We start from the raw sequence: 12,926 nt of genomic DNA, 5'->3' as shown, positions 1-12,926 counted from the left end.
TCAGCAATTCCCCGTCCCCAGACGGACCAGCGAATAAGGAATGCCTTCGTCAAGCGCCCTTTCCAGCTCGTCGTAGACCGCCGCCGGACCGAGCAACGGAATGCCGCTCGGCTTAAGCGCCGCGATCCCGGCGGCCAGCACGTCGTCCAGCGTCAAATCCGGGTAAACGCGATCCGCAGGCAGCCTCGCTTCCAGCAGCGCCTCGCCGCCGTCGTAGACGCCTTCGTCGTAAGCATCCGGCAAAACGTCGACCCGATTGCTTCCGTTCCGCTCCGGCCGTCCCGGACGCGGCGTCGCGGTTCCGTGCAGCTTGCGGCGGCCGGTCCGGATCGGCCTTATTTTGCGGGCGCGTCTCGATCTTTTTCCTTTTCTCGGTCCGGAGGCGCGGGACGCAAGCCTGCCCGCTCCCGCCCGGACCGCCAAACGGGCGCTCAAGGGAGCGTTCCTTTCAATCTCCGCCCGGCTTCCTCCAACGACTCGAACGTTCCCGCATCCGTCCACCAGCCGTCCAAAATGCGGTAATGCAATTTTCGTTCCCCGGCAAATACGTTGTTCACGTCGGTAATTTCCAGTTCGCCCCGATGCGACGGATGAACGCGGCGTATGATTTCGAACACTTCGCTCGAATAAAAATACAGACCGGTGACGCAATAGGACGATTGCGGAACGGCCGGCTTTTCGTCGATATGCACGATCCGGCTCGAAGCGCGATCCAGCAGCGGAACGCCGTACCGCCTGGGGTCTTCGACTTTTTTGAGAAGCACCATCGCCCCGTCCCTCTGTTTCTCGAACGCCTCCGCGTAAGGCGCCAGCGATTCCTCGAAAAGGTTGTCGCCGAGCAGAACGGCGAACTTCTCGTCAGGCTTCATGACGGGCTCCGCCAGTTCGAGCGCCTGCGCGATCCCGCCCGCTTCCTCCTGAACCCGGTATATGAGCGAGACTCCCCAATCTCTCCCGCTTCCGAGCACATCCGCAAAATTGCCGAGCGCATCCCTGCCGGTTACGAGCACGATGTCCCGGATTCCGGCTTGGCGGAGTTTAGCCACTCCATGGCAGATCATCGGATACGTCCCTACGGGAAGCAGGTGTTTGTTGTTCCAATAGGTCAGCGGCTTTAACCTTGTACCCGTGCCGCCAGCCAGAATGACTGCTTTCAACGAAATGCCCTCCTCGCGTCATAGCTGACGATTTAAATGAAGACATGCGGATCGATCTTCCATTTTTCCAGAAAGAGCCGATAATTTCGTTCGATCAGCCGTCGCTGGGCCGCGGCGTCCATTTTAAAGCTGGCGCTTCCTTCGTGATGGATGAGGCAGTCGCGGCAGATAAGCAGCTCGAAGTTCTCCAGCCTGGCCCGCAAACAATAATCGTCGTCTTCGAAATGCCCCGGAGCGAACCGTTCGTCGAGCAGTCCGATCCGCTCCATTACCTCTCGGCGAAACGCCAGGCAAAAACCGACGAGCCGGTCGGTTTTTGTCCATTTTTCCGGATTCGAGCGGTTGACTTCCGCCGCGATTCGCTGAAATTCCTCAAAGCTATCGTAAGAATACTTGACCTGCTGTTTCCCGCTGCAATAATTGGCGACCGGGCCGACCATTCCGACACTCGGCGAGCTGTAGAGCGCGGCCAGCAAATTGTCCAGCCAGCGGGCCGTCACGATCGTATCGTTGTTAAGCAGAACGAGCGTATCTCCCGTCGCAAGACGCAGCCCTTTGTTGCATGCGGTCGGAAAACCGGCGTTTGCGGGCAGTGAGACGAACGCCAGCTTCTCGGCGGCGCACCAGTCGATCGTCCCGTCGCGGGATCCGTTGTCGACGACGACGATCTCGTACTCGCTTTCCGTATGCTCCCGAATGGAAGCGACGCAAGCCTGCAGCAAATCGAGCCTGTCGAATGTCGGGATAATAATCGATGCGCGCATTAGCCGACCGCTCCTTTCGCAGCCTTTCGATTGCGCGCCTTGTCGGGAAAACGAAGCCGAAAACCCGCTTCCGCAAACGCCATCTTCCAAGCCTCGAGGTGGTCCCCTCGGGCTATGCGATCCCGGTTTGGCATGGCCGGCGGACGCCAATCGACCGCGGCGGCCGTGCCGACGGCAAGGCCCCGCTGCAGCGCTTTGGCATGCGCTTTGACGGGCACGGACAGCTCCGCGGCTCCAAGCGTTTCCAACGCTTTTCGGGTCATGGCGAGCGGCAGCGCGGCCATCGTGTTCATTTGAAGATCCGGTCTGTTTAACGTGACATTCAAAAATTCGTGAAACCGTTCCACGTCGCTTCGTTTATGAAACAGGCCCAAAAAAGCGGAACGGTCGTTCAACGCGACGTCCAACCGCCCGTCGACCGCCCACAGCAACCGGGCCAGCTCCGACGCTTCGGCCTTCTGTTCGCCGTCGGCGATCAGAAGCAGATCCGCATCGGTTAGTTTGGCGCCCAGTGCCCGTCCAATGTCGGGATGAACGTCTTCCGGCAAGCAGGCGATCGTGGCGGTACCGCCGCTTCGGGCCGCCTCGAGCAGTCGTTCCGAAGGACTCCCGAGCACGACGACGATTTCGGCCAGCGGCAGCCGGGCCAGCTCCGTGAGCACCGAACGTAATGCATCCGGGTTCGCGTTCGCGTAAACGACCGCGCCCGCGCCCCGCGACAACGGCAGCGGAACCCGCGAGGGGGCCATTCCCGCTCCGGCCGCAAAGCCTTCGGCATACGCCTTCGCTCTTTCCCATACCTCCTTGCCGTCCAGTTTCGGCAGGTTCGAATGTTCTTGCAGCTTTTGCATCCACGTTTTTCGAACGGCTTCGTTCATGGCAACGTCGGCGGCCTCGGGATGCCCGGCTCGCCAATCCGCTCCGTCGCCCCGGCCTTCCTTCCAAAGCCCGGCGAGAAGCGCCGACCGCTTCGGCGGCTTTCGCCGCCGGACGCTTCCGGCCGCATGCGTTCGCCGGCTGCCGTCCCGGGGCTTCACCGCGCGAAGGCCGCCGGGCCGTTTGCGGGCTCCCCGGGCGCCCCTTTTTCCGGCAAGCCCGGAGCGGGACGACGTCTTCGCGAAGGGTTTGCCGGCCGCGCGGCCGGTTTTCGGTTTTCCGGACGATGCTGCCAATGACTTGCGGACTCTTGCCTTCACGTTATCTCACCATCCATCGCTTGCGGTCGTCTTCCCCGCACCCTCCCCGGCCGTCGGTGTTCCGCATAAGCCAATCGATCGCTTCGAGATGATCGCCGACGATGAGCGGCTCCAAGGAGTTCGTGCGTTCCCTTCGAATGCGCAGCGGGTTCAGCCGGCCCACGTTGACGTGTTTGACGCGCTCGACCGAAAGCTTCCCGTGAACGGCCATCGCATGGGCGAGCGGCGGCACCGCGAGCGCGGCGGCGCCGACCGTTTCCAGCGCCTTGCGGCTGATCGCGTGAGGCACGGCCGTCATCGAGGCGCCGCGCAAATCCTTGCGCCCGAGCAGCCCGTTGAGCGCGTGCTTCGCCAAAACGACGCTGTGCACGGTCGCTCGGTCCGTCGGGCCCGAATAGTCGTTCAACGCCACATCCACTCCCCGTTCCACCGCCTCGACGAACGTCCGGAGCTGCGCGGCGGGAATCACCATGTCGGCGTCGATAAAAAGAAGAACCCGGCCCTGCGCCTCCATCGCTCCTACCGACCGCCCGACATCGTGGCCTAACGGCCGGTCGAAAACGATGACCCTCGCCCCGCTGTTGCGGGCGATGTCCAGCGAACCGTCGGTCGAACCGTTGACGACCGCGATCACTTCGGTTCGGGGACGGATGCGAAACGCTTCCCGAATGACGCGAGCCAGCCTCCGCTTTTCGTTCATGACGGGAATGATGACCGAAACGGCGGGCTTCCCCGCCGCCCTCTCTTCGCTTGCGGGCCGCTTCCCGCGAGAAGCGTAGCCTCCGGTTTTCCTGACCGGCCTTCGTTTCGGACGGATGTTGCCCCTTTTTCCAGCCAACCCTCTCACCCCCGACTCGGGCAACGGTATGCACATGACATTGTATGTGTAACGTGTCCATGCGCAACGGCATCTGTACTAAGCCGCGGCCGGCGAATCGGATTCCGAGCCGAGGCGGTTTTCCATAAAAAAAACGCCTCGAAGGCGTTTTCAGCATGTGATCGGCTTTTGGATTTTCGGTTTAGCCCCGTTTTTCCGGCAGTCCGGGACGGCCGTTCCGGCAGCGCCCCGTTACGTTCTTGCTTGAGCGTCCCGGCCCGGCCCGAGCCCGCCCTATCCGGCGCGCTTGGCTTCGGCCGCGTTCAGGCCGGCCGTTTCGATCTTTTTGACGAAGTCCAGCATGCCGATTTCCTCGACGGCTTCCACTAGCGCATCCTGCCGGACGCTTTTCAGCTTGATTTCCAACCTTAATTCCCGCTCGTTGCCGGTCCCTCCGGAGACCGGATTGATTTTCAGGGCGGAAATTTGCATGCGTCGCTCCATGAATACGGATGCAATCGCTCCCAGCGATCCGTGATCGTTCGAGAACGTGATCTCTACCGAGCAAAATCTGCGATGCCTCAGGAGGCGCTTCTCCCATTTGTTGAGCATGTACAAACTGACCAGGACCAGGAACGTGCAAATTAGCGCGCCGGTAAAAAATCCGGCCCCCACGCAAAGTCCGATGGCGGCTACCGTCCAGATCGACGCGGCCGTCGTCAGCCCTTTGATGACGTCCCCGTTGCGGAGAATGGCCCCGGCCCCGAGAAATCCGATTCCGCTGATCACTTGGGCGGCCAGCCGGGCCGGATCGACCTGAACGTTCGGTTCGTTCACGAATTGCGAAAACCCGTAGAGCGACATCAGCATGATCGTCGCCGAGCCGAGGCAAACCAATATATGGGTGCGGAAGCCGGCCGCATGGTTGCTCCACTCCCGTTCGATTCCGATCAAGCCCCCCAACGCGGCGGCAAGTATCATGCGAATCGCCAAATCCGCCTGCGAAAGTTCCCAAACGCTTCCCGTGCCGGCCGTCATGCCCGAATTCCCCCCTTTCTCTCTACCGGCCCAGCCGCTCGATCGCCTTTCCGAAATGGCCGCCCGATTCCTCCAGCGCCCGGGCCGCTTCCCCGGCTCCGACGTTGTATTTCAGCATCAAAATCGCCACCCGGGCGTCTCCTCCGGCGAATTCGGCATACGCCCTTGCCGTTTCTTCGTCGCGGTCCGTTCCCTTCTGCACGATGCGGACAACGCGCTCCCTCAGCTTCGAATTCGTCGCCTGAACGTTAACCATTAAATTGCCGTAAACTTTGCCGAGACGAATCATCAGAGTCGTCGTGATCATGTTCAGCACCATTTTGGTCGCGGTACCGGCCTTCAACCGCGTCGAGCCGGTTACGATTTCCGGACCGACCGGAATTTCGATCGGATACCGCGCTTCCCTGCTCATCGGCGCGCCTTTGTTGCAGCTCAGGCTTACCGTCAGCGCTCCGATGCGCGAAGCTTCTTGCAGAGCTCCGATGACGAACGGGGTGCGACCGCTCGCGGCGATTCCGACGACCGCGTCTCGCGGCGTGACCCGCCGAGCCGCCTCGCCGCGTCCCGCGTCGGCATCGTCCTCCGCATTTTCGATCGATCGCGTAATGGCCCCCTCGCCTCCGGCGATCACGCCGACGACCAGCTCCGGAGAAACCCCGAACGTCGGCGGACATTCGGAAGCGTCCAATATGCCCAGACGTCCGCTCGTTCCCGCCCCGATATAAAATAATCGTCCCCCGTTTTCAATGACCCCGACAATCTCCTCGATCGCCGCGGCGATTTCGGGAAGCGCCCGGCTTACGGACGCAGCCACGGTCCGGTCCTCTTCGTTCATCAATTCAACGATTTCCCGGACGGTCAAACGGTCCAAATGACGGGAGCGCTCATTGGCCTGTTCGGTTATCGGCGTATCGTTAACGGGTTGTGGTCGTTTCATCGCTGCATTCCCCTTCTATTCCGCAATGTTGTCGTACTCGTTCGATCATGTCGGGCGACACGACGATGCCCGCCTGCTTTACAGCCATGTAATAGCTTCCCGCTACGGGAGCCACGTCCAAAGGGCGGACCGCGAGTCCCGGCGCGCGAATCTGCTGCTGCTCTTCGAACAGCCGAAGGAAATAAGGCTCCCGGAACACGCCGCCGCTGACGATCAGCGGCAAGCCCGCCGCATCGGAGGCGAGTTCGGCAAAGACCGATGCGGCCAGAGAAGCCAAATCCCGCGCGGCCTCTTCCGCGATGCGCCGGGCCTGCTCGTCGCCTTCCCGCACGGCCTCGAAAAGTACCGGGGCGAGCGAAGCGATCGTCGACCGCGCATTCTCCTCTTCGTAGATGGCGGTAATCAACTGGTCTGGACGCTCCAGCCCAAACCTGGCCAAGATTTTATTCGTAAGCAGCGTCGCTTCGGCCCGACCGTCGAAAGCTTTCATGACGGCTTGCAGGGCTTTTTTTCCGAGGTCGAAGCCGCTTCCCTCGTCGCCGAACAAATATCCCCATCCGCCTGCCCGCACGTATTTTCCCGTGGCGGGATCGAAGCCGCAGCAAATCGAGCCGGTGCCCGAGATCAGCACCATGCCCTTCTCGCCGAAGGTTCCGGCCGCTAACGCTGTCACGGCGTCGTTGTAAACGGCTATCTCGGCATGGGACGGCAACTCCGCCGCCAGATGCTCTTTAACGCGTCTTTTATCCTCCGGCCGATCGCTTCCGGCAAGGCCTAGCGCGATTCCTGCCACTTGTTCCGGGGAAGAAGCCGAACGCTCCAGTCCGTCGCGGATAAGAGCGGACAGTTCCGTTCTCACCTCTTCCCATCGCCTGGATTTCAGGTTGGTCGACGCTCCGCCGGAAACGGACAGCACCCGGCCCTTGTCATCCCCGACAAGCAAAACTGTCTTCGTTCCTCCCCCGTCGACGGCAAGAAACCGCCTGCTTCTCTTTGGCATCATGTCCCGCTTCCTCCCCGTTCTCCGCCTCTTTCGCGGTTCTTCTCCGCTTCCAGACAGGCGAACAACTCCCGCAAGTCCCGGATGACGTAAGACGGCATAAAGCGATCCGGCAACGATGCCGCGTCCTCCGGCAGAAGGTTCTCTTGCGAAGCCAGACGTCGCAGCACGGGAAGAAGGTTTTCGCTTTCCGCCCGTTCTCCCGGCGAAAGCGGCAGAAGCGCGTCCGGCAGCCGGCGGTGAATGAGCACGGCCGGAACGCCAATGGCATGCGCGAACACCATGTCGTGATCCAGACGGTCCCCGACATGGACGGCAACTGCTCCTTCAAGCCGCAATCCGTCTGCCATCCGAGCGTCCGGCTTCGCGCAGCCGACGCGGTCGGGGGTGACGATTTCATCGAGCTGATCCGTTAACCCAAGCGCTTTCATCACCGGATATTGATATTTGTAAAACCCGTTGGTGACCGCGGCGAGCGAAAAACCGCTTCGTTTCAACCGTTTTAGAGAGGGAAGGATCGTCTCGTCCAGCAAAAAAATGTTGGGAGGCACGGAGTGCCGGCGAACCATTTCCAAAATATCGACCTTTCGGCGAACGCCCAATTCCCGCAGCAAACGTCCGACGATTTCGTCCCAGTCGTATGCCGACACGATTTGCCCGCTCGCCAACAGCCGCTCGTGCTCTTCCAGCAATTTGCGCTTCAATCCGCAAGGCTCGTTCAAATCGGCGGACACGAGCTCTTCGAGTTCGGGAAATATCGAACCGCTGAACGGATTTTGCATCAGCGTGCCGTCCAGATCGAACGTAATCCAGCGCTTCATGATTTCACCGCCCCGGCTGTCAAGCCTTCGATAAATTGCCGCGACGCGAACAGAAAGGCGATAATCATTGGCAAGGACGACAGCGTCAAGCCGCTGAACAGCAAGTTCCACTGCGTATCGTATTCGCCGAACAGGCTCAGCATGCCGAGAGGAATCGTTCCCTTATGCGTCGATTTGATAAAAATAAGCGGGTAGAAAAAATCGTTCCACACTTTGATCAAATCCGTAATCGCCACCGTCGCCATGGCCGGGCGCATAAGCGGCAGCACGATTTTATAGTACACCTGGAAATTGCTGCAGCCGTCGATCCGCGCGCTCTGATCCAGATCCTTCGGCAGCGTCCCGAAAAAGCCGTAGAACAAAAACACCGCGAAGGAAATATGGCCCGCGACGAACACAACGATAAGTCCCGTCAGCGTATCCAGCAAGTTCAGCTTGAGAAGCTGCATGTAAAGCGGCGAAATCGCAAGCTTCATCGGCAGCATCAGGCCTAGCATGAAAAAGAACAGAATCGCGCCGTTCCAGCGAAATTTGAACCTCGCCAAATAGAAGGCCGCCATCGAGGAGATGAGCAAGATGACGATGACCGAAATGGCGCTTACGAACACGCTGTTTACGAGATATTCCGCATAATTGACCTTCTGCCACACCTCGATGAAGTTGTCCAGCGAAAATCGGCTGGGCAACGCGAGCGGCGAGGACGTAATTTCTTTTTTCGTCTTGAAAGACGACATGAACATCAGAAAAATCGGATACAGCGACAGGAACGCGAACATGCTCACAAAGACATATTTGAAAAATTGCTTCATCAGTAGTCCACCTCTTTGCGCTTGAACAGGAACATCGAAATCGCGGTGGCCCCGGAAATGAGAAGCAACAGCACGACGGCAAGCGCGGACCCGAGTCCGATGGAGTCTCCTCCGCCCGCGGTGCCGAACATCAGCCGGTAAAAAAAGAGCGCCAGCACGTCGGTCGAGTAATACGGACCGCCGGACGTGCCCTGCATCGCATAGATCAATTCGAACGATTCGAACGCGGAAATAAACGTCAGAATCGTCATGATCATAATGGACGGCATCGAAAGCGGAACCGTTACCCGGAACAATAAAGTCAGACCTTCGGCCCGGTCGATCTTGGCCGCGTCGTAAATTTCGCTGGAAATCGATTGCAGTCCGACGAGAAAAATGAGAACGGCAAAACCGAACTCGTACCAGCTGTCGATCAGAATGATCGATAACAGCGCCGTATCCGGATCGCCCAGCCACGGTCTTGCCCAATCGGCCAGACCGACGGCCTTCAGCGCCGTGTTCAAGGCACCGTAGGTCGGATTCAAGATTAGGCTGAATAAATACCCTACGACGATGACGGACAGCAGCTTAGGAAGGAAAAATACCGTCTTGAAAAATTCCTTGCCTTTCAGCTTGCTGTTAATGACGAGGGCCAGCGCATACGCCACCATCAGCTTGGCCGGTACCAGCACGAGGAAGAATACGACATTATGCCTAAGGGCGGTGTTGAATGTTTCCTTATAAGGCGTTTCGGTAAACAGCCGAATAAAATTGCGCAACCCGATAAAGTCCCCGCGAAGCAGCCCGTTCCAGGAAAAAAAACTGTTGAGCAGCGCCGAGAGGATCGGATAGATCATGAATCCGACATAAAAAGCAAGCGCCGGAAGCAAAAACAGATGGATCGAATGCTTTGAAAAATGGCCTTTCACCGGTTCCGCCTCCTAGAGTCCTAATCGTTCAGACCAGATCCGTTCGGATCCGGTCGTGCAGCCTGCGGCGAAGAGCCCGTATCGGCGTATGACGTCCGAAATGAACGGCATTGGTCAGCCAAACGACGATCAACTCGGCTTGCGGATCGATCCAGAGGCTCGTTCCCGTAAAGCCCGTGTGCCCGAAGCTGCCATCGGTCCAGGTCGATCCGCAGCCGAGCGGCATATGGTTTCGGTCGTGGACCACTTCCCATCCGAGTCCCCTGCCCTGGATCGGGTGAAGCAAACATTCGGAAACCAGCTCGGGAGAAAGCGGTCCGGACCGATCGGGATAAAGCCAGTATCCGGCGTACCGCGCAAGATCCGCGGCGGTGCCGAACAAGCCGGCGCTGCCGGAAACGCCTCCGAGGGCAGCGCTTTTTTCATCGTGCACTTCGCCCACAATATATGTTCCGTTTACGCTTTCGGTAGCTGCCGCCCGCAGCGGCAGCCCGGAGAGCGTAGGACCAAAGCCGGTCGATTTCATGCCAAGCGGGTCGAATACGCGTTTTTTTGCCGTTTGGTCAAGCGACTCTCCGGCAACGCGCCGAATCAGCTCGCCCAGAACGATCATGCCCAGATCGCTGTATGCGACCTTGCTTCCCGGCGCGGAATCCAGGCCGGTCTCCCATATCGTCCTCAACACTTCGGCTCCGTCGCTTCCTCTGGAAACGCCCGCAAGATCCGGCGGCAATCCCGAAGCGTGCTGCAACAAGTGACGAATCGTCACCTGGCGGTGCCGGAATTCATCAACGTAAAGACTAACGGGATCGTCCAAAGCCATGCGCCCGTCTTTGACCAGGGCCAACGCGGTCGGAAGCGTTGCGACGACTTTCGTCAGCGATGCCAGATCGAACGGCGTATCGAGTCGAACCTCCCGCGCCCTCTCGTTGTCCGAGTAGGCTCCGTAGGCTTGTGCAAACCGGAAGCGATCGCCGATTCGAACGTCCAGCACCGCTCCGGGAATGACCTTTTCCCGTACCCAGCCTGCAATCAGAGCATCGAACGAGTACATGCCAACAGCTCCCCGTTTGCGCGTTTTACGTTTACGGCTTCGGTTTAAACCACTTGTTCACCGAAGCCTGGAACGTGCTTGCGACTTCTTCCGGGGTCAGCTTGTTCAAATACATCCCTTGAAGCGAATCCTCGAAGATGGATTTTGAGGTCGGAGCGCCCTGATTAAAGTTGGTCAGAATCAAATATGGCGTCGAACGCTCGCTGTTCGCTTGAGCCATTCTTTGCAGCAGAGGATTGGCGGGCTCAACGCCGGAAATCGGACTTACCCGGGTCAGCTTTTCGCTGAACGTTTGGCCGAACGATTCGGACGCGACGAATTCAAGGAATTTTAGCGCCTGTTCCTGATGTTCCGAGCTTTTTGCTACCGCGTACGAGCCGTCGACCCAGGTTACGATGTCGGCCGATTCTCCCTTGTTCTCCGCAAAACCGGTGAAGAAGTCTACCGTAAAGTCGAGATCGTTCTCGCTGAACGTTTCCAGGCGGTGGCTTCCATTAATGTACATAGCCGCATCGCGGTTATAAAACATCGCCTGGGCGTCCTTGTCTTCAATGGCGATAAAGTCTTTCGGGAAGAACGCTTCCAATTGCTTCATCCGGGCAATCGATTCGACGAACCGCGGATCGTTGAAGTCGGTTTCCCCTGCGACGACGGCTTGCGCGAATTCGTTTCCGCCGTACGCGCTTTCGCCGATGACCGCATGCGTCATGGACAGCAAATACCCGGCCTTGCCCGACTGGGCAATCGGGGTGATGCCGTTGTTCAGCAATTGCTCGCATACGGCCAAAAACTCTTCGTACGTTTCCGGCACTTCCAGACCGAGCTCATCGAACATTTCCTTGTTATAAAAAATGACCGCGTTATTCAGCATGAACGGAACGCCGTACACGTTGCCGTCGCTTCCCTTCGCCGCTTCCTGGTAGACATCCGGAATCTGGTCCAGCCCGGCAAGGCCGTCCAGCGGCGTCAAAAAGCCCGCGTCCGCAAGGGCAATGGCCGCGTCATAAGGACGAAGTTGCAGGATGTCGACTCCCGTTCCCGAATGGAGGGTATTGTTGAGGATCGTGTTGTATTCCGTCGACTTGAACGGCTTGAATTCGATGTTGATATTGGGGTTGGTCTTGTTGAACTCCTCGATCAGAACCCTGTAGCCTTCCGCGTCTTCCGGCCGCCAGCTGTACATCGTCAGCGTTACCGGATCGCCGGCCTCTTCGACTGAGGCGGGACCGCCTGAGGCGCCTTGGCTGGGCGGAGAGGAATTGCCGCCTCCGCTTCCCCCGCAGGCGGATATCAATACGCTCGACAGCAGCAGCAAACTTGCCCCAAACATCCATTTCTTCATTCGAATGTCCTCCCAAGATGATTTGTATAGAAAACCAATAGGTTGAAGCCGAAAGAAGCAAGTCATTTTTTGTTTCGGACCGCTTTGCGGGTTTTTTCGAGGGCGCGGACGTGGCGCTCGTGATCTTTTCTGGCAATGCCGACATACAAGATATCGATCACGTTGAGTTGGGCGATCCGGGACGCCATCGCTCCGCTGCGTATGCTGTTTTCCAACGAGCTCGTAAACAAATTGATTTCGGCAACGCCAGCGACCGGATTGCTTCCGAACCGCGTCAACGAAATCGTCTTCGCTCCGTTTTCCTTCGCGAGCGAGAGGGAATCGATGACATCCAACGTTTGCCCGGAATAGGAGATTCCGAAGGCGACGTCCCGCTCGTCCATATTGGCCGCGAGCGTTGTCTGTTCATCGAGGCCAAGGCCGGTTTCGCACCAATAATTGATCCGGGTCAGCTTCTGCTTCAAGTCCATGGCGATGACCGCCGAAGCTCCCACGCCGAATATGGCGATTTTTTTGGCCCCGCTCATTGCATCGATCGCCTTTTCCAGTTCTTCTTCAGACAAAACGGTCAACGTATCCTGGATCGATCTCATATTGTTGTGCGAGATCGATGTGACCAGGTCGGAAATGGGACCGTCGATCTGAATTTCGTGATACGAGTCGGTTTGATCAGAATTTTCCGATAAATCAGCCGCTATGCGGAGCTTCAATTCCTGAAAACCTTTGAAATTAAGCGAGCGGCACAATCGGATAATCGTCGCTTCGCTCACTTCAGCCAGCATCGCCACCCTTTGCACGGAAGAATTGACGACCTCCTCCGGATGTTCCGCAATGAACTGGGCCGCCTTTCGCTCGGTCGGCTTCAGGCTTGAAATCGCAGCTTTCAAACTGACCAGGCCGCCTTTAAGCATTCCCCATCCCCTTCTTTCGGTTCGGCATTCTTACGCGATGACAGATTTACTTACACACTCATTATATAATATTATTTCATTATGTAAATATTTTTTTGTAATTTTATTTCATGAGTTGAATAAGCAGCTCGCTTATCTCCTTCCATAGTCCGGATTCCCGATAAGATTGACG

The 12,926-nt window shown here is 58.2% G+C and carries 14 protein-coding genes; all 14 read right to left on the bottom strand.

Translation table 11 applies throughout. The annotated features are described in order from the left end of the window. Window positions 1–435 (bottom strand): hypothetical protein, encoded by a 435-nt coding sequence (locus JW799_RS17185; RefSeq protein WP_205430831.1) that lies wholly within the window; start codon window positions 433–435, stop codon window positions 1–3. Then, window positions 432–1,157 carry a sugar phosphate nucleotidyltransferase gene (locus JW799_RS17180; protein ID WP_080833916.1) on the bottom strand — a complete coding sequence of 242 codons (726 nt, stop codon included), beginning with the start codon at window positions 1,155–1,157 and terminating at the stop codon, window positions 432–434. Before JW799_RS17180 ends, JW799_RS17185 begins: the two co-directional genes overlap by 4 nt. Before the next feature lie 32 nt (window positions 1,158–1,189). Continuing rightward, the gene (locus JW799_RS17175) at window positions 1,190–1,921 is read right to left on the bottom strand and encodes a glycosyltransferase family 2 protein (RefSeq protein ID WP_080833918.1); all 732 of its coding nucleotides are present in this window, start codon (window positions 1,919–1,921) and stop codon (window positions 1,190–1,192) included. After that, complete coding sequence (locus JW799_RS17170; protein ID WP_205430829.1) at window positions 1,921–3,117, bottom strand: hypothetical protein; 1,197 nt, start codon at window positions 3,115–3,117, stop codon at window positions 1,921–1,923. The genes JW799_RS17175 and JW799_RS17170 overlap by 1 nt, the downstream gene beginning before the upstream one ends. 1 nt (window position 3,118) lies before the next feature. Then, window positions 3,119–3,955 (bottom strand): glycosyltransferase family 2 protein, encoded by an 837-nt coding sequence (locus tag JW799_RS17165; protein WP_275901470.1) that lies wholly within the window; start codon window positions 3,953–3,955, stop codon window positions 3,119–3,121. Between the two features lie 273 nt (window positions 3,956–4,228). Beyond that, window positions 4,229–4,972 carry an MgtC/SapB family protein gene (locus JW799_RS17160; RefSeq protein WP_205430825.1) on the bottom strand — a complete coding sequence of 248 codons (744 nt, stop codon included), beginning with the start codon at window positions 4,970–4,972 and terminating at the stop codon, window positions 4,229–4,231. A gap of 22 nt (window positions 4,973–4,994) precedes the next feature. Continuing rightward, window positions 4,995–5,909: an N-acetylmuramic acid 6-phosphate etherase gene (murQ, locus tag JW799_RS17155; protein WP_205430823.1), complete on the bottom strand. Its 915-nt coding sequence runs from the start codon at window positions 5,907–5,909 to the stop codon at window positions 4,995–4,997. Next, window positions 5,887–6,912 (bottom strand): N-acetylglucosamine kinase, encoded by a 1,026-nt coding sequence (locus tag JW799_RS17150; RefSeq protein ID WP_080833932.1) that lies wholly within the window; start codon window positions 6,910–6,912, stop codon window positions 5,887–5,889. Before JW799_RS17150 ends, murQ begins: the two co-directional genes overlap by 23 nt. Beyond that, entirely contained in the window at window positions 6,909–7,730 is an 822-nt protein-coding gene (locus tag JW799_RS17145) for an HAD family hydrolase (RefSeq protein WP_205430821.1), read from the bottom strand. The genes JW799_RS17150 and JW799_RS17145 overlap by 4 nt, the downstream gene beginning before the upstream one ends. Continuing rightward, window positions 7,727–8,539: a carbohydrate ABC transporter permease gene (locus JW799_RS17140; protein WP_205430808.1), complete on the bottom strand. Its 813-nt coding sequence runs from the start codon at window positions 8,537–8,539 to the stop codon at window positions 7,727–7,729. Before JW799_RS17140 ends, JW799_RS17145 begins: the two co-directional genes overlap by 4 nt. Continuing rightward, window positions 8,539–9,447 (bottom strand): carbohydrate ABC transporter permease, encoded by a 909-nt coding sequence (locus JW799_RS17135; RefSeq protein WP_338026283.1) that lies wholly within the window; start codon window positions 9,445–9,447, stop codon window positions 8,539–8,541. The genes JW799_RS17140 and JW799_RS17135 overlap by 1 nt, the downstream gene beginning before the upstream one ends. A 28-nt stretch (window positions 9,448–9,475) precedes the next feature. Beyond that, on the bottom strand, window positions 9,476–10,501 hold the full coding sequence (locus tag JW799_RS17130) for a serine hydrolase domain-containing protein (RefSeq protein WP_205430805.1): 1,026 nt from the start codon (window positions 10,499–10,501) through the stop codon (window positions 9,476–9,478). A 31-nt stretch (window positions 10,502–10,532) separates the two neighbouring features. After that, a complete protein-coding gene (locus JW799_RS17125) occupies window positions 10,533–11,843 on the bottom strand; it encodes an ABC transporter substrate-binding protein (protein WP_080833941.1) in 1,311 nt (436 codons plus the stop codon). Window positions 11,844–11,905: 62 nt separating this feature from the next. Beyond that, on the bottom strand, window positions 11,906–12,754 hold the full coding sequence (locus JW799_RS17120) for a MurR/RpiR family transcriptional regulator (protein WP_205430803.1): 849 nt from the start codon (window positions 12,752–12,754) through the stop codon (window positions 11,906–11,908). Window positions 12,755–12,926: the final 172 nt, after the last annotated feature.

It is taken from the genome of Cohnella algarum, from assembly GCF_016937515.1.
GTDB classification, from domain to species: Bacteria; Bacillota; Bacilli; order Paenibacillales; family Paenibacillaceae; genus Cohnella; species Cohnella algarum.
The sequence above is the reverse complement of the archived record's forward strand: the minus strand, read 5'-3'. Positions and strand labels throughout refer to the sequence as shown.